The organism is Streptomyces sp. NPDC025618, from assembly GCF_055558795.1.
Genome location: NZ_JBVHLW010000019.1, coordinates 1 through 16,967 on the forward strand (window position 1 = coordinate 1; position 16,967 = coordinate 16,967).

The 16,967-nt window shown below is 69.0% G+C and carries 16 protein-coding genes and 1 pseudogene; 13 read left to right on the forward strand and 4 right to left on the reverse strand.

All coding sequences use genetic code 11. The features are described 5' to 3' along the window. Positions 1-564: ISL3 family transposase (locus tag ACZ4A5_RS17705; protein WP_467584134.1), on the forward strand; the 564-nt coding region annotated here is incomplete at its 5' end. Positions 565-846: 282 nt separating this feature from the next. Here the strand turns inward: ACZ4A5_RS17705 and ACZ4A5_RS17710 are convergent. From ACZ4A5_RS17710 to ACZ4A5_RS17720, 3 genes are all read right to left on the reverse strand, one after another. Next, positions 847-1,857, reverse strand: a complete 1,011-nt coding sequence (locus ACZ4A5_RS17710) for a D-alanyl-D-alanine carboxypeptidase family protein (RefSeq protein ID WP_467584137.1) — start codon at positions 1,855-1,857, stop codon at positions 847-849. Then, a complete protein-coding gene (locus tag ACZ4A5_RS17715; protein WP_467584139.1) occupies positions 1,854-2,132 on the reverse strand; it encodes a hypothetical protein in 279 nt (92 codons plus the stop codon). Before ACZ4A5_RS17715 ends, ACZ4A5_RS17710 begins: the two co-directional genes overlap by 4 nt. A 214-nt stretch (positions 2,133-2,346) precedes the next feature. Beyond that, positions 2,347-2,871, reverse strand: coding sequence for a hypothetical protein (locus tag ACZ4A5_RS17720; protein ID WP_467584142.1), 525 nt, complete (start codon positions 2,869-2,871; stop codon positions 2,347-2,349). A 222-nt stretch (positions 2,872-3,093) separates the two neighbouring features. On the opposite strand from ACZ4A5_RS17720, the gene ACZ4A5_RS17725 reads away from it, so the two are divergent. The 7 genes and pseudogenes from ACZ4A5_RS17725 (at position 3,094) to ACZ4A5_RS17755 (ending at position 10,434) form a co-directional block, all read left to right on the forward strand. Further along, on the forward strand, positions 3,094-3,972 hold the full coding sequence (locus ACZ4A5_RS17725) for an SCO4651 family lipoprotein (protein WP_467584143.1): 879 nt from the start codon (positions 3,094-3,096) through the stop codon (positions 3,970-3,972). A 349-nt stretch (positions 3,973-4,321) separates the two neighbouring features. Then, on the forward strand, positions 4,322-5,737 hold the full coding sequence (locus ACZ4A5_RS17730; RefSeq protein WP_467584146.1) for a family 2B encapsulin nanocompartment shell protein: 1,416 nt from the start codon (positions 4,322-4,324) through the stop codon (positions 5,735-5,737). Positions 5,738-5,787: 50 nt separating this feature from the next. After that, complete coding sequence (locus tag ACZ4A5_RS17735) at positions 5,788-6,978, forward strand: family 2 encapsulin nanocompartment cargo protein terpene cyclase (protein ID WP_467584149.1); 1,191 nt, start codon at positions 5,788-5,790, stop codon at positions 6,976-6,978. A 107-nt stretch (positions 6,979-7,085) separates the two neighbouring features. Then, positions 7,086-7,211 (forward strand): annotated as a pseudogene (locus tag ACZ4A5_RS17740) (SAM-dependent methyltransferase); the annotation flags it as partial. Between the two features lie 186 nt (positions 7,212-7,397). Continuing rightward, positions 7,398-8,570, forward strand: coding sequence for a catalase family protein (locus ACZ4A5_RS17745; protein WP_467584152.1), 1,173 nt, complete (start codon positions 7,398-7,400; stop codon positions 8,568-8,570). Continuing rightward, entirely contained in the window at positions 8,567-9,109 is a 543-nt protein-coding gene (locus ACZ4A5_RS17750) for a hypothetical protein (RefSeq protein WP_467584155.1), read from the forward strand. The genes ACZ4A5_RS17745 and ACZ4A5_RS17750 overlap by 4 nt, the downstream gene beginning before the upstream one ends. Then, positions 9,106-10,434 carry a Dyp-type peroxidase gene (locus ACZ4A5_RS17755; protein ID WP_467584158.1) on the forward strand — a complete coding sequence of 443 codons (1,329 nt, stop codon included), beginning with the start codon at positions 9,106-9,108 and terminating at the stop codon, positions 10,432-10,434. The genes ACZ4A5_RS17750 and ACZ4A5_RS17755 overlap by 4 nt, the downstream gene beginning before the upstream one ends. Before the next feature lie 24 nt (positions 10,435-10,458). On the opposite strand, the gene ACZ4A5_RS17760 is transcribed toward ACZ4A5_RS17755, so the two are convergent. Continuing rightward, a complete protein-coding gene (locus ACZ4A5_RS17760) occupies positions 10,459-11,355 on the reverse strand; it encodes a LysR family transcriptional regulator (RefSeq protein ID WP_467584161.1) in 897 nt (298 codons plus the stop codon). A gap of 137 nt (positions 11,356-11,492) precedes the next feature. Between ACZ4A5_RS17760 and ACZ4A5_RS17765 the strand changes: the two genes are divergently transcribed. From ACZ4A5_RS17765 to ACZ4A5_RS17785, 5 genes are all read left to right on the forward strand, one after another. Beyond that, positions 11,493-12,230 (forward strand): acetoacetate decarboxylase, encoded by a 738-nt coding sequence (locus tag ACZ4A5_RS17765; protein WP_467584164.1) that lies wholly within the window; start codon positions 11,493-11,495, stop codon positions 12,228-12,230. A gap of 41 nt (positions 12,231-12,271) precedes the next feature. Next, the gene (locus tag ACZ4A5_RS17770; RefSeq protein WP_467584167.1) at positions 12,272-13,243 is read left to right on the forward strand and encodes a 3-hydroxyacyl-CoA dehydrogenase family protein; all 972 of its coding nucleotides are present in this window, start codon (positions 12,272-12,274) and stop codon (positions 13,241-13,243) included. Continuing rightward, entirely contained in the window at positions 13,240-14,754 is a 1,515-nt protein-coding gene (locus ACZ4A5_RS17775) for a CoA transferase (protein ID WP_467584170.1), read from the forward strand. The genes ACZ4A5_RS17770 and ACZ4A5_RS17775 overlap by 4 nt, the downstream gene beginning before the upstream one ends. 243 nt (positions 14,755-14,997) lie before the next feature. Then, positions 14,998-15,768: a maleylpyruvate isomerase N-terminal domain-containing protein gene (locus ACZ4A5_RS17780; RefSeq protein ID WP_467584173.1), complete on the forward strand. Its 771-nt coding sequence runs from the start codon at positions 14,998-15,000 to the stop codon at positions 15,766-15,768. Positions 15,769-15,868: 100 nt separating this feature from the next. Beyond that, positions 15,869-16,936: a ligand-gated ion channel gene (locus ACZ4A5_RS17785; RefSeq protein WP_467584176.1), complete on the forward strand. Its 1,068-nt coding sequence runs from the start codon at positions 15,869-15,871 to the stop codon at positions 16,934-16,936. Positions 16,937-16,967 lie beyond the last annotated feature (31 nt).

Below are 16,967 nucleotides of genomic sequence, written 5' to 3' on the forward strand. Positions count from 1 at the left end.
ACCCTGGTCGACCCCTACCGCGAGCACCTGCGCCAGCGCCGGGCAGAGAACCCAGCCGTGCCCGTCACCCACCTCCTGCACGAGATCAGACAGATCGGCTACACCGGCAGTGCGAACCTGCTGGTCCGCTACATCAGCCAAGGCCGCGTCGAGGCCGACCACGCCACCCTCTCCCCGCGCAAAGCCACCGGTCTCCTCCTCGCCGACCCCGCCCATCAAGGCGGCGAGCAACGCGTCCTGCGTGACCAACTCGCCGCAGCCTGCCCGGAGATGACCTCCCTTTCCACCCTGGTCAGCGAGTTCGCCCGCTTGCTGTCCCCTTCACCGGACAACGCAGAGGCCCTGACCGGCTGGATTACCCGGGCACAGGATGCCGACCTGCCCTTCCTTCACTCCTTTGCCACCGGCCTCGAACGCGACCGGACCGCCGTCGACGCGGCACTGACCCTGCCCCACCACAACGGCCGCACCGAGGGCGTCAACAACAAGATCAAACTCCTCAAGCGGCAGACCTACGGCCGGGCCGGCTACCGACTCCTCCGCCACCGCATCCTGCTCAACTGAAAGGATCAACAGCTACGAAAATCTTGGAAGACCCGAAAGCTTTACAGACCCCCCACCGTCGGAGATACCGGCCATGGCCCAGGCATGGGCCACGGTCACCTCCCGACTCGAGGCACTACGCGAACCGTTCAACGCCCACGCAGCCGACCCCGGGAACTGGGCCGGAACGTTCGAGGAGTTCACCGGACTTCTCCAAGGATGGGCCGAAGTGGTCCACCAAGCCCGCCGCCGCGGATGGGGACTGATCGGACTGGCGATCTGAGCGCCCCGGCAGCAGAGACATCACGCAGCCGGAGGAAACACCACAGGCGCCGGTGGAGGCACCGAAGAGCCATCCAGCGACGCACGCTGAACAGCCTTGACCAGCCGTCGGCTGTGGGCCCAGACCGCCGCCCTCGCCCGCACCGGGGACCGCCCCGTGCGCTGTGCCAGGACGGCGCCCAGCACCAGCCGCCGGGCGCCGAACACATCGGCGTACGCGGCCCACAGGACGTTGCCACCCGCGGGGGTGCTGGTGCCGGTCTTCAACCCGACGACTCCGTACTGGCCGAGAAGCCGATTCGTGGTGTGAGCCTCGCCCCGGCCCTCGGGAAGGGAGACGGACGGAATGGCGACGACGGCCCGGAACACGTCGTCCCGCATGACTTCGCGGGCCAGGGCGAGCAGATCGACGGCGGTGCTGGTGTTCCCGGTATCCATGCCGCAGGAGCCGGTGAAGACCGTACGGGTCATGCCGAGGGCGGCGGCAGCATCGTTCATGCGGCGCACGAAGGCCGCTTCGGAACCGGCCGTCCAGCGAGCGAGGAGCCTGGCGATGTTGTTACCCGACGGGATCAGCATGAATTCGAGCAGCTGCCGGAGGGAAAGCTCCTGCCCTTCCACGACAGGCACGACCGACTCGATCGGCGAGTCCGACTCCTCGGCGGCGATCCGGTCGATACGGACCATGGGCCCGGCGTCCTGAAGGCTCAGCGGGTGTTCCCGCAGGATCACGTACGCGGTCATCACCTTCGTGATGCTCGCGATGGGCACCGGCATCTGCTCGCCGACCGTGCCGAGACTGCCGACCCCGGCTATCTCCAAGCTCGCCTGGCCCTCATGAGGCCAGGGCAACTCGGTCGTCGGCCCGATGCGGTGCGCGCCGGCGAGTGCGGCGTCGCCGAGCCGGCAGGCAGCGCCCCAGAACCGCTCGGGAAGACCGGTCGCTCGGCGGAGGAGCGGCCCACGGTCATGGCCGACGGCCGGACCTCCGTCAAAGGAGTCCACGCCGCTGATCACCGCCTGCAGGCTCACCGGCGCCCCGACGCCGTCACTACGAAACGGGCCAGCATGCCGACGACCAGGATCGTCACGCCAAGGCACAACCCGATCGCGCCGAGCACGCCGGCGGGCTGCCACGATTCACCCGCTGCCGAGTCCGCGGCGAAGGCGCCGATGATCAGCAATACGGATGCGATGACGGCGACTGCGCCGACAACCCAGACTGCGCGGAACACTCCGATCTGCGCGCGGGAGGCAACGGCACGCCAGCGGATCTGATCAGAGGCTGTGGTGTCGGAGGTGTTCACGGGTTGGCTCCTCGAATTCGTGCGAGTGCTGAAGGGTGCACATCGAAGAGTGCCCGCGGAACGCATCGGAATCTGGGCCACCGTGTATCGGCATCCGCTCTGCTGTGTAACAGTGCTGTAGGGGTACCGGCATCCGGAATGTCCCCATGCCGAAAGAGATCAGCGGGTCCCAGCGCCGACCGCACGGGGCGACGCTGCTACCCACCGTTCCGAGTCACCCCTGACGGGCTTCGGTCACCACCTCCCGTATCCCCCGTGCCGTACGGGGTCCCTGCGATGTCACATGCTCGACCACGCGATCCAACCAGGCCGCGTCGCCGAACCTGCCGATCTCGTCTGCGTCGGTCATCTGACGGAGCAGTTCTTCCAGCCAGACGAGTTGAGCAGGGCTGTACCAGCCGGGGTGGAGGTCGAAGGGGGCCAACCAGTCCTCGTACGGGTGGCGCAACGTCATGTTCAGATAGCCCCTGCCGCGCCCTTTCCATGGGCCCGGCAGCCCGCGGAGAAGTGTGAACCCGCCGTACATCCCCTTGGAAGGGTATTTGGCACCCAACGTGAAGCGGCTGACCAGCATGATCCTCGACCAGGGGATCAGCTGCCCCTCGGAGTCCCGCGCGTGCTGGTACAACCCGTCGGTGCGGAACTCCAGCCAGGTACCGCCCGGCTGTTGGCAAGATCCCACCACCCAGTGGCTGTCGGTCCGTTGCAGCGGCCCCAGAGATGCGCTGTTGACACTCATCCGCACATTCGATCACATGCGCCATCCCGGGCAGCCCCCTTCATCCGCATCCGTCGCGTGATCCGCACGGCACCCCCACCCCGCATGAACGGCACAGGGCAACGTCAGTCGCTCAGTTCACGCCACTTTCGCCACCCCCGCAGGTAAATAAATCGAACACACACGGCAAAACATGTAGCCTCCATCCGTTTCCTTCACGCCTGACAAAGGACAGCAAAAGCTGTGAAGACGATCCGGAAGACCGCCATGGCAGTGACCAGCGCCGCTCTGGTCATGGGCCTGGCGGGGTGTGGCAGCGGCAGTGACAGCAAGGCGTCGGACGGCAACGGCGGCCGCTCCGGCGACGCGGCGGTCGGTCAGCGGGCCGACGCGCCCGCCGTGCTGAAGGCGGCGCTGGCGAAGATGGCCCAGCAGAATTCGTACCGGACCGTCGAGACGGGGAAGTCCGGCAGCGAGCCCGAGTCCCGCGCCGAGATCGCGTTCCAGAACGAGCCCGAAGCCACCGAGACGAAGACGTCCGGGGAGAAGTCGGAGAGCACCCACCTCCTGTCCATCGGCGACGTGATGTACATCGCCACGAGCGACATCCCGGGCAAGTCCTGGTACACCATGGACGAACTCGACTCCGCTCCTAAGACGCCGGCACCGTCCGGCGAGAAGCTCAAGGAGAACCCCCGTCGGCGCGTGCAGGGCTCCATGAAGAAGTGGGTCAGCGCGCTGCTGGCCGTCTCCAAGGATCTCCGGCACACCGGCCGCGAGACGGTGGCCGGCCGCGCCACCGACCATTACCGGGGGACGGTCGTCCTCGCGGACCTGGAGCACTACGAGGGTCCGGCCATGACGAAGGACTACCGGGACCTGTACCTGCTGCAGACCAAGAAGTCCGGCATGGACAAGACGGAGATCGACGTCTGGGTCGACAAGGACGGTCTCATCGCCAAGGAAGAGGAGAAGGGCAGGTCCCCCAAGGGCAACGAGCGGATCACCGAGGAGTTCTCGGACTACGGCGTCGATCCCAAGATCAAGGCGCCCGACCGCAAGGACGTCGCCGCATGGTCGGAATACGTGGCCGCGGCCGGCAAGAACCGCCGCCACGGCTGAGACGAGAGGGACGCGGGGCGCCGCACGCGACGGTACGCCCCGCGCCCGGACCGGCGTCGCCACAAAGCCGCAGGGCGGGTCACCGGCAAGCACACCCCGATCGAGCTTGCGATTTCACGGGAGTGCCCGTTCGAGGAGCCCGGCTTCGCCGTCCCTCGAAAAGGTAAGCAAATGCCCTGGCGCACCCCGCACGCCACCGCGAATCCCCAGGTGAACAACCTCCACCGCGTTTCCGGCAGGCGCAGTTGTTTTGCCGGGTTGCGTTCCACTTCCCGGCACGCCGTAGCTGAGGCTCAGCTCATCAGGTTTTCCTACTCATCGCCGGGACGTCCATGGCGAAGGGAACCTCGTGACGACACCATCGGAACAGCAACAAACCGAAGCCCAGGCCCAGTTGAGCCTCAGCACCGCGGCCGCCCGCAATCTGGCGACGACCACCAAGTCCATACCTCAGATGCAGGGCATCAGCTCCCGCTGGGTGACCCGCATGCTGCCCTGGAACGAGGTCGGCGCCGGTACGTACCGCGTCAACCGGCGGCTGACCTACACCGTGGGACGGGGACGGGTGAGCTTCGTCAAGACCGGCGCGGACGTCCGCGTCGTGGCCTCGACACTCACCGAAGTGCCCCCGCTGCGCGGCTTCCAGGAGGAGAGCCTCCTCAACGAGCTGGCCTCGCGGTTCGCCCAGCGGGACTTCGAGCAGGGTGACGTGCTCGTCGAGGCCGGGCAGCCGATCGAAGAGGTCTTCCTCATCGCGCACGGCAAGCTCAGCAGGTTCGGGACCGGCAAGTACGGCGAACCCACGGTGCTCGGCGTGCTCGCCGACGGCGACCACCTCGGTGAAGAGGCCCTCCGGGAGGAGGAGCCGAGCTGGGACCACACGGTCAAGGCCACCACCAACGGCACCGTCCTCGCCCTGCCCTGGGCGGTCTTCCGGCAGCTCCTCGGCCGCTCCGAGGCGCTGCGCGGCCAGATCGACAACTACCTCAGCACCCATCAGCAGTCGGTCAACAAGAAGGGCGAGGCCGACGTCGAGCTGGCCTCCGGGCACGTGGGTGAGCCCGAACTCCCGGGCACCTTCGTCAACTACGACCTCACGCCCCGCGAGTTCGAGCTGAGCGTCGCGCAGACCGTGCTCCGCGTGCACAGCAGGGTCGCCGACCTCTACAACGACCCGATGAACCAGGTCGAGCAGCAGCTGCGGCTCACCATCGAGGCGCTCCGCGAACGCCAGGAGCACGAGCTCGTCAACAACCGCGAGTTCGGGCTGCTGCACAACGCCGACTACGACCAGCGCATCTCCACCCGCTCCGGCCCGCCCACGCCCGACGACCTCGACGAGCTGCTGAGCATGCGGCGCAGCACCCGGATGATGTTCGCGCATCCGCGCGCCATCGCCGCCTTCGGCCGTGAGTGCAACAAGCGCGGGATCTACCCCGACAGCGTCCAGGTCAACGGGCACCTCGTGCCGGGCTGGCGGGGTGTGCCGATCTTCCCCTGCGGCAAGATCCCCATCAACGGCGGAGGCCACAACATCTCCTCCGTCCTCGCCCTGCGCACCGGCGAGGAGGACCAGGGGGTCATCGGCCTGCGCAAGACCGGGCTCCCCGACGAGTACGAACCCGGCCTCAACGTACGGTTCATGGGCATCAACGACCAGGCCGTCATCTCCTACCTCGTCAGCACCTACTACTCGGCGGCCGTCCTGGTCCCCGATGCCATCGGCATCCTGGAGAACGTCGAGGTCTCCCGGCACCGTGACTGACCCGTCCGCCGCCCCGCCGTTGCGGCGGGCAGGAACGTAAGGAGACCCGGTTGTCACTGCTCTCCCGCGCCTTCTCCACCGCGGCCACCCATGAGCTCGCCGGCCTGGTGACCGCGCTGCCGGCCCACCAGGGGCACACCGCCCCCGCCACACTGACGCCCCCACCCCGCCGGGTGCCGGCCGGATTCCCCGCCGGTCCCACCGGTCTGGGGACGTCCGCCGCCCGAATATCACCTGCGGCCGCGCCGCCCCGATCGGAGCCCGTACGACCGGCGGCGGGCGGGCCGGTACCCCCGCTCTACTGCCCGCCCGCCGTCCGTGACGACCCCGCCCTCGCGAAGGAGGTGAACGACCGTCTGGTCGCCTGGGCCGCCGACGTCGGCATCTACCCGGGCCGGTCGGAGGAGCTGCGGGCCACCGACTTCGGGCGGCTGCTGATGCTCACCCACCCCGACACCGACGATCCCGACCGGCTGCTCGCCGCCGCCAAGTGCGGGCTCGCGGAGTGGTCGGCCGACGACCACTACTGCGACGAGGAGTCCGCCGGGGCCGACCCGCGGGCGCTCGGCCCCCGGCTGTGCGTCGCCAACGCCGCCGTGGACCCCGCCCACCTCCCGCTGCGCTACGCCCCGGAGCTGGAACGGGCCATGCGCGAGGACCCCGTCCTGACCGCCCTGCGCTCGGCGCTGGACCACATCGCCCGCTATGCCACCCCCGCCCAGCTCGGTCGGCTCGCCCACGAGATGTCCGCCCTCTTCGCCGGCTTCAACGCCGAGGCGGGCTGGCGCACCGCCGAGCGCGTGCCCCCGGTCTGGGAGTACCTCGTCAACCGCCAGTGCAACAGCTTCCTGCCGATGACCGCTCTCGTCGACGCCGTCGGCGGCTACGAGGTCCCCGCCGCCGAGTACTACGACCCCCGGGTGCGCCGCGCCTTCAGCATGGCCTGCACCGCCGCCACGCTGGTCAACGACCTCTATTCGATGGCACGCGAGAACGCCGGTCCCGGGCTGGAGTTCAACCTCCCGACGGTGATCGCGGCCGAGGAGAGGTGCGGGCTCGAAGAGGCCGTTCGCCGCAGCGTCCTCGTCCACGACGAACTCGTCCACGGCTTCGAGGCCGAGGCCGCCGTCCTCGCCGCCGACGGCTCGCCCGCGCTGCGCCGCTTCCTCACGGGCACCTGGGCCTGGCTCGGCGGGAACCGCGAATGGCACAGCACCACCCCACGCTACAACGCGGCATGACCGCCGCGCGGAACAGAGGAGTTCCCCATGGCCTCGACGACCGAACCCACCGCCAAGGTCCTCCGCACCCCCTACCAGAAGTCCGTCGCGGCGTACTGGGACAGTGAGCAGGCACTCCCTACTGGGAGCTCCGGGCGAAGTCCTCGGTGGCGACCGGGATCGAGGAGTCGTTCCTGACCGCCTACAAGGAGGGCAGCTTCCACTATCTCCTGACAGCGGCGGACTGCATCTGATCCACCCTCACGAGTCCCCGGTGCCGGGTTCCTCCTCCGGCGCCGGGGACCACTGGCTGCGGCTGTTCGAGTGGTTCCGCGATGTTTGCCGGAGGAGCAGCAGAATGTCCACCGCCACGTCGGCGTAGCGACGTATTACGATCCTGACATTTGCGGCGTGCGGCATCAGCAGCTAGGGGAAAGCGCATGGCAGTAGGGCGTCCCGTCCGCTATTCGCCTGAAGTCGAGCCCCCTGAGCCACGGTTCGAGGACAGTCAGCAGGAGGTCATCGACACCATTACGGAGTTCGAGCGGAACTCCGTGCGCTCCGAGGGCGAAAACCGTGCCGTCCGCTTCGCCCACGCCAAGGCATACGGGCTGGTCAGAGGAACTTTTGAGATTCTGGACGGCATCGCACCGGAGTACGCCCAAGGCATCTACGCACGCCCCGGGACCCACGACTGCCTCGTACGGTATTCCAACGGCCTCTCGCACCTGGGAGCCGACGGCAGTCTTGGGAATGTGGTCGGCATGGCGACCAAGGTCTTCGGCATCGAGGCGGAAACCGCGCTGCAGGACGAGCCACGGACGCGGACCATGGATTTCAACATGATCAACGCTCCGGTCTTCTTCTGCAACACCGCTGCTCACTACCGCTTCCTGGCCAGAGTGTTCATCGACCTCCCGAAGTACCGGGCGAACGGGAAAAAGGGAAACCATCAGCTGTTCCACGACTGGGTCACCGGTTACGGAACGCTTCCGCCGGAGGACTGGGCATGGGACGAGCTCGGCGCCCTGCTCCGGGTCGGCATGCAGGCGCGCTGGCAGAATCTGCTGCTGTCGACCTTCTGGTCGATGGGGGCCGTGCGCCATGGGGACCACATCGCGAAACTGCGTATCAGGCCGACAGAAACGTCCGCGGCCGCCGTCGAGGTCCGCGATCTCGACCCGTCGGACCATGCCGAGGTGTTCCGGCCCGCGCTGGTGAAGGAGGTGGCCCGTCACGGATGCGAGTTCGACTTCCAGGTGCAGTTGTGCAGATCACTGGAGGACATGCCGGTCGACGACCTCACCGTCGAGTGGCCCGAAAGCCTCTCCCCCTTCGTCACGGTCGCCCGTCTCCGTTTCCCGCAGCAGGACATCGGCGGCGACGACAATCTGACGGCAGCCGACGGCATCTCGATCACGCCGTGGCGGTGCGCCGCTGAGCATGCCCCCGTCGGGAGTATCCAGCGACTACGCAAGGAGGTCTACCGGCGTTCGTCCATCGAACGGCACCGCCTGAACGGACAGGTGCGGGCCGAGCCGGACCATGCCTCCGATCTGCTCGCGCCGTCTGCTGTCGCTCACGTCACGCCGCACGAAGGAGAATCCTCATGACCGAGCCGGACTACGTTCCGATCTCGTCCGATGTCTCGGCAGCCGAGATCAGCAAATGGACGCAGCCCTCCCGTCGGCAGACCGACGGCATGGGCCTGCGGGTGGGCGACAAGGCCGAGTTCACGCTGGTGGCACCCGTCAGGCCGGGCGGGGCGGAGATCTTCCGCGAGCGGGCCGAAAAGGCCCAGGTCGAGGCTGCCTACTGGGAAGGCCGTCTGGGCACGGTGCACGACCTGCGCGTCTGCCTGATCAATGAGGAAACGCAGATCCTGTTCGCCGCCACGTACAGCGACGAGTTCAACCCTTACGTGGTGGATGTCATCAATTTCGCCACACCGTGGATCGATCACATGTTCACCGACGTCGCCGAAGGGTACCCGGGCCTGAAATCGCCCGACGCGCTCGCCTACATCGCCAAGCACCAGGTCGAGGCCAGTGTCTGGTACGGGTCCAACGCGGAAGCCACTGTGCGTGATATCGGCCGCGGGCAGAAGGCCCTGGCCGCCCTGGACGAACTTCTCGACGCCACGCAGGCATGAACGCACCGGAGGGCCAGGCGCCCCGCCTCGAGCTCGGGGACATCCAGGGGACAGTGCTCAGGCCGCCACCGGGAGCGTGCCACGGGGTGTACCAGCTCTACCGGATCGACGACCCGGCAGCGGCCAGAGCCGCATTGCGGAGCGTTCTTCCCTCCGTCACCCCGGCCACCGACACGGAAACACCGCGCCCTTTCACCTTCAATATCGCCTTCACCTGCGCCGGGCTGCAGGCCCTCGGCGTCCCGGAGGTTTCCCTGGCGAGCTTTCCACAGGAATTCCGGGCCGGCATGGCCGCACGCAAGGACGTCCTGGGCGATACCGGCGCGAGCGATCCCGCGCACTGGGTACGGCCGATGGGCACCGAAGACGTACACATCGGGATTGTCATCATCACCACGGCCGAAGAGGAACTCAAGCAGCCGCTCGACATCGCCGCCGGCCTCAAGGGCGTGTCCCGGATCTATCGGCGCGATGTCTACGTCCCGCCCAGCGGCCGTGAGCATTTCGGTTTCCGGGAGAGCATCGGCGGCCCGTACATCATCGGCAGCGGCACCGAGGCCCTGCCGGGCCAGGACCACGTCATGCCCGGCGAGTTCATTCTCGGCCATGAGGACGAGTCGGGCCGGATCCCTCCCATGCCGTCCCCGGAGATCCTCGGACTCAACGGAACCTATGTCGCCTTCCGGCAATTCGCCACAGACGTCGCCGCGTTCCGCAGCTACCTCAGAGAACACGCCCGCTCACCCGACGACGAGGAACTGCTCGCGGCCAAGATGGTCGGCCGCTGGCGCAGCGGAGCACCTCTCGCGCTCGCGCCGGAACGGGACGACCCCGAACTGGGTGCGGACCCGCGGCGCAACAACGACTTCGCCTACCACGAGAGTGACCCTGACGGCCTTCGGGTGCCGCACGGCGCCCATATCCGCCGGGTCAATCCGCGCGACTCCCTCTCAGGTGGCATCGTCGACACCAGGATCCACCGGATGGTGCGGCGCGGTGCCCTCTACGGCCCACCCTTGCCCGAGGGACGGACCGACGACGACGGGGCCGAGCGGGGCCTGTTCTTCATCTTCATGGGCGCGGACCTTGCCCGCCAGTTCGAGTTCATCACGCAGGTATGGATCAACAACGGTGATTTCGCCGGCCTGGGGCACGCGAAGGACCCGTTCGTCGGCAACAACGACGGCACCGGAGCCCACACCATTCCGGCCAAGCCCGTACGAAGGCGCCTGACAGGGCTGCCCAGTTTCGTCACCGTACGAGGCGGCGAATACTGCTTCATGCCCGGCCTGAGAGCACTTCAATGGCTCGCTGCCGAGCGTTGAGCCCCGTGTATGCGTCCGCGGTGTTCACGGGCCCGCGTGACGGGTGATCAGGTCCAGGAGACGGCGTACGGCCGCGTCCGCGTCGGGGCGGTGCACGGCCGCGACGGTCGTCCGCAGGTGCGGTGACGCTCTTCGGAGGGGTACGAAGGCGATCCCGGGGATGGGGAAGTCGCGCAGGTCCTCCGGCAGGAGGCTCACGCACAATCCGGCGGCGACGTAGCCGAGCAGACCGGTGAGGTCGTCGGCCCCGGCGCGGCGGCGGGGTATGAACCCTGCTTCCCTGCACGCCAGTTGGGCTTGATGCGCGAGCCCAGGGAGGGCGGTTCCGCTGGGGAGTACGAAGTCGTCCTCGCGGAGCTCCTCCAGGTCGATCACATCGGCTCCGGCCAGCCGGTGTTCGTACGGCAGGGCCGCGACGATGCGCTCGACGGCGAAGTCGTGGACGGCCAGGTCGTCCGTGACCGGCGAAGGGTCGCGGATGAACGCGAGGTCCAGGGCGCCCGAGCGGACCATGTCGGCGAGTGCGGCGCCGGCGTCCTGGTGCAGGTGGACGCGCAGGCCGGGGAGTTCCTCGGCGGCGGCTCGCAGCAGGCCGGGCAGGTGGCGGTGGCTGAGGATGCTCACATACCCCACCCGCACGTCGCCCTCCAGGCCGCGCGCGACGCGCCGCACGCGCTCGACGACGGCGGACTGGGTGTCCAGCAGCCGCCGCGCCTCCACGGCGAAGGCCGCGCCCGCGGGGGTGAGGCGCAGGTCGCCCGGCCTGCGGTCCAGGAGGGTCACCCCCAGGCCGCGCTCCAGGCGCTGCATCGCCTGGCTGAGCGGGGGCTGGCTCATCGAGAGACGCTCGGCCGCCCGTCCGAAGTGCTTCTCCTCGGCGAGGGTCAGGAACTGCTCCAGCAGGCGTTTCGTGAATTCCATATGCCCAAGGATATCGAATGCGCATGCAACATATATTGGACAGACATTGGCCTCATGGAGTGCAGTGGTTCCAAGCGCTGAGCGGATGGATCCGCTCCCCGCCCTGACAGGCACAGGCGTCTCCAAGGAAGCCACTCATGCACATGCACGATGTCGCCCAGCTGTTCACCACCCCGCTGGACGCTCCCGCTTTCGCCCCCACGCGGTACCGGTTCACCGACCGCGAATACCTGAACATCACCTACCGCACCGACCCCGAGGCCCTGCGGCGGGTCGTTCCCGAGCCCCTCTCTATTCCCGAGCCTCTGGTGCGGTTCGAGATCATGCGCATGCCCGACGTGACCGGTCTGGGCGACTACACGGAGGCGGGCCAGGTCATTCCCGTCGAGTACGAGGGTGAGCGCGGCGAATACAACCTCGCGATGTACCTCGACAGCGTGCCGGCGATCTCCAGCGGCCGGGAGCTGAGCGCCTACCCGAAGAAGGCCGGCTCGCCCAGGCTCCACGTCGACTCCGACACCCTGGTCGGCACCCTCGACTACGGTTCGCTGCGCGTGGCCACCGCCACCATGGGTTACAAGCACCACCCGATGGACCTGGAAGAGGCCCGGGCGGAGATCTGCGTGCCCACGTTCATGGTCAAGGCGGTGCCCGGCTACGACGGCCGGCCGCGCATCTGCGAACTGGTCCGTACCCAGATCACGGACATCACGGTGAAGAGCGCCTTCCGCGGCCCCGCCCGCCTGGAGCTCCACCCCCACGCGCTGGCGCCGCTCGCCGACCTGCCCGTACGCGAGGTCGTCGCCGCCAGCCACATCCTCACCGACCTCACCCTGAGCCCGGCCACGGTCGTCCACGACTACCTCGCCCACTGAGCAATCCGGAAGGCGGTGCACACACCATGGACACACACGTCATGAACGCACACACCACGGACGCGCCCACCCCCTACCGACGGGCGACCGTCATCGGCGGCGGCGTGATCGGGATCTCCTGGACCGGGCTCTTCCTCGCCCACGGCATGGACGTCGTCGTCAGCGACCCGCGGCCGGACGCGCGGGACCAGGTCCTGGCCGGTCTGGCCGAGATCGCCCCGGCCCTGGCCGAACTCGGTCTGCCCATCGATGATCTGACGGCGCGTCTCCACTTCGAGGCCGATCTGGCCACCGCGGTCGCGGACGCCGACGTCGTGCAGGAGAACGGCCCCGAGCGCCTGGCCGTGAAGCAGGAGATCTGGCAGACCGTCGAGCAGGCCGCCCCCGCCCACGCGCTGCTGGCCACCTCGACCTCCGGAATCCCCGCCACCGCGATCGCGCGGGCGATGCGGCAGCCGGAGCGCCTGGTCGTCGGCCACCCGTTCAACCCGCCGCACCTCGTACCGCTCGTGGAGATCGTCCCCGGCGAGCGGACCTCCGCGCAGGTCCTGTGCCAGGCCCGTGACTTCTACGCGGCGCTCGGCAAGAAGCCGCAGATCCTGCGCAAGGAGATCCCCGGCTTCGTCGCCAACCGCCTGCAGTCGGCGCTCTTCCGCGAATGCGTGCACCTGGTGTCCGAGGGCGTGGTGACCGAGGCGGAACTCGACGAGATCGTCACCGACTCCATCGGCCTGCGCTGGGCCGCCGCGGGCCCCTTCCGCACCTTCCACCTCGGTGGCGGGCCCGGCGGCCTGCCGCACTTCATCCAGCACCTCGGGCACGCCATGGAAGCGGCCTGGCCCGGCCTCGGCAGCCCCGCCTTCGACGAGCCCACCGTCGCCCTGCTGACCGAGCAGGCGGAGCAGGCGTTCGGAAACGTGCCCGTCGGCGAACTGGCCGCCCGGCGCGACCGCGCGCAGATCGCCCTGATGCGCGCCCTCGCCGAGACCCCCGACACGTACGCCCAGGCATGACCGTCCGGAAAGGCAGCACGATGCTCACCGACAAGATCAAGGCCGCGCTCGACAAGCCGGTCACCGGCGAGGCCGGCGACGACTTCGACATCCACGCCGCGCTGGACGACGTCCTCGGCGGCGTCGGCATGAGCGAGCAGGACGCCGGCGGCACGGTCTCCTTCACCGGCGCCGACCCCATCGTCCCCTCCGCCCTGCGGCTGGCCGCCGCTCCCGCCCTCGGCCTGACCGCCAAGTCCGTCGCCCTGGCCAGGCTGTGGCAGCACCGCGGTGGCCCCGGCCAGGACATCAGCATGGACCTGCGCAAGGCCCCGCACCGGCTCTGCCCGTTCTACGACGCCAAGTGGGAGAAGCTCAACGGCTACCCGGTCGTCGCTCCCGACGACCCCTTCTCCCTCTCCTTCTACCGCGCGGGCGACGGCCGCTGGGTGATGCCGCTGAACGTCTACCCGGCACTGAAGTCCCGCACGTTGAAGCTGCTCGGAACCCCCGACGACGCCCTGGCCATCGCCGGCGCCATCGCCCGCTGGGACGGCGCCGAGCTGGAGCGGGCCGGCGCCGACGCGGGCGTCGTCATGCCGATGCTGCGCAGCACACGGGAGTTCCTCGACACCCGCCAGTACCGCGACGTCCTGGCCGGCATGCCGCTGATAGAGATCGAGAAGATCGGCGAGAGCGACCCCGAACCGCTGCCGCCCGGCGCCACCCAGCCCCTGGACGGGGTACGCGCCCTGGGCCTCGGCCACGTCATCGCCGGCGCCGCCATCGGCCGCACGATGGCCCAGCACGGCGCCGACGCGCTCAACATCTGGCGGCCCGGCCAGTTCGAGAACGACATCCTCTACTACACCGCCCAGGTCGGCGTCCGGTCCGCCACTCTCGACCACGCCCGCGACCCGCAGGCCGCGGCGGTCCTGCGTGAACTGCTCCGCGGCTCCGACGTCTTCTACGCCAACCACCGCGCCGGCTACCTGGAGCGCATGGGGCTGACCGCGCAGGAAGCGGCCGCGATCCGGCCCGGCATCATCCACACCACCGTCAGCCTGCACGGACAGCACGGCCCGTGGACCAACCGCGTCGGCTTCGACCAGACCGCCGGCTGCGTCAGCGGGATGATGAACCTCGAAGGCACCGACGACAACCCCGCGCTGCCCCCGATCAAGGTCGTCAACGACTACCTGGTGCCGTGGCTGGCCACCACCGGCATCATCGCCGCCCTGATGCGGCGCGCCACCGAGGGCGGCAGCTACCGCGTGCACGTCTCGCTGACCCGCGTCGCGCTGTGGATCCTCAGCCTCGGCGTCCTCGACAAGGACTACGCCCGCGAACTCGCCGGCACCGGTGAACGGCACGCCTACCTCGACCCGGACACCTTCACCGCCGACACCCCGTGCGGCCGCTACCAGGGCGTCACCGACCAGGTCGTCATGTCCCGGACGCCGGGCGCCTTCCGCACCGTCCTCGTGCCGCGTGGCTCGGGCCGCCCCGAATGGCTCACGCCCAGCAGCTGAACGTGCCGTGGGGGTCCGGCCTGCCCCGGCCGGGCCCCCACGCGAAGAGTCGCGTCATGTTCTTGACGGACATATATGTGGCCGGCGGCTGGCGGGACCCCCCTCGGTGGGCCCGCGTGTCCTCGGCCGCACGTGCCCTTCTGGTCACCTTCCGGGCCGGCGGCGAAGTACGGCGTAGCCGCTGAGTGAGGGATAAACGCCAGTGGGCGTTTGTGTTCCCGGCCCCGTGGATACCCCGCTCACATGGTCGCGGCCCGCGTCAATGACGTTCTTCCGGAAGCTGATGCCTTCATGCGCGCCGTGCGGGCGCGAAAGCCGCACGCCGGCACGTGGTGCGAGGCGTGGACGGTACGTGATGTCCTCGTCCACCAGACCGGGAACGCGGAGGAGCTGGCCCGGGTACTCGCCGCGCACATGGCCGGTGAGCCGGTCGAAACCCGGGGATTCGACCGCGAGGATCCGTACCGGTTCCTGTCCGACTCCGACCTGTGGTCGGCGTTCATCGCCCGCTGCGAACAACTCGTCGATGTCACCGAGGCCGCGGAACGCGACCTGCCGCCGGACACCGAGATCATCTGGACAGGTCGTGTGGTGCGGCCGGACTTCTTCGCCGAGCACATGCGGGAAGAGCTGGTGCTGCACCGCTGGGACTTGACAGGCGACGACAGTACGGCGGTGCGGGCGCTCACCGAACCGTGGATGACCGAGCACAGTGTGAACGAGGTCGGCCTGCCGCTCCTGCGCCGGGGCTCCGCCGCCCTGAACCTTGACACCGGCGGCCGGATCGAGGGACGTCTGCGCGTGCCCGGCACCGATGACGTCCTGATCACGGCCGACGCGAAGGGCACCACCATCGGCTTCGCGGCCCCCGAGGGCCCGGCCACCATCGAGAGCGACGCCGCCGTGCGCGCCCTTCTCCTGTGGGGGCGGCGCCCCGCGAACCCTTCGCGCTGGCGCAGCGACGCGGGACCGGCGACCCTGAAGGCCGTGCGGACCCTGCTGAGCGGCTACTGAGCCGCGTCTCCGCGGACGGCGCGGGCGCCGCGCTTCTCGCGACGGCGTGTGCGTCCACACGACCGTTCCCGCTCCGCCGAAGGCGGGCACATACGGCCCTATGACCACGCATTCACGGCACTCGGGCGTCCGTCGCCTGCCGTCCCCCGCGTCGGCCGCCGTCCTGTTCGTGATCACCACCGCATGCCTCATCTGGCTGCCGGCCGTCTTCCCGGCCCGAGCGGCAGCCGCTGGCGCGCCCGGCAAGGCGGGCGTTGTCACGTGTGAGGTGAGCGCCTACCTCAGCGACCTCTACGACACCGACCCCGCCGAAGGCAGGTTCTCCGCCCGGTTGTGGATATGGACCATCTGCCCGGACCGCCACGCCGATCCGCTCCCCCAGATCTCCTTCGCCAATGCCGACGACCCGCATACCTCCGACCCGAACATCATCGAGCAGGACGGACACGTGCTGGACCAGGTGCGGGTGCAGTCCAGCTTCCGGCAGGCGTGGGACGTACGGAACTTCCCGTTCGACCGCCACCGCGTCGAGGTGGTGCTGACCGCGCCGCAGGATGCGAACCACTTCCGCTTCACCGTGAACAACGCCGACGCCCAGGCCAACCCGGAGGCCCGTCCCGGGGGCTGGCGGCTGACCGGATTCCGGCTGGTCAGCGCGCCCAAGCACTACACCACCGCATACGGCGACACCAGCCTCAAGAACGGCAGCACCTACGACCAGGTGCACATCCAGATCGGCCTCGAGCGCACCGACCGCACCGTCTTCTGGAAACTGACCATTCCGCTGCACCTCGCCGTGCTCATCGCCGTCGCCACCTTCCTCGTCTCCTCCCGGCACGAGGAACTGGAGACGACCGCGCGGCTGGAGGGCATCCACAACAGGCTCGGGGTCCTGGGCGGCGGGCTGTTCGTCGTCGTCCTCAACATGCAGCAGGCCAACGACGTGGTCACCAGCGCCAACGGACTGACCCTCATCGACTGGCTCCACCTCGCCACGCTCGCCTTCCTCCTCCTCGCCGTGGCGGGTACGGTCCTGGCGTGGCGTTTCACGTCCCGGGGCGGCAGCGTCACCGAGGCGGAGCGGATCAGCCACCGGGGGGCCTGGTGCGGGCTCGCCGCGTACATCGTGACCTGCGGGGCGCTGGTGTTCCTGGCGGCCCACAGGTGACCGGTCGGCGACGACACGACAGGGCCGGGGG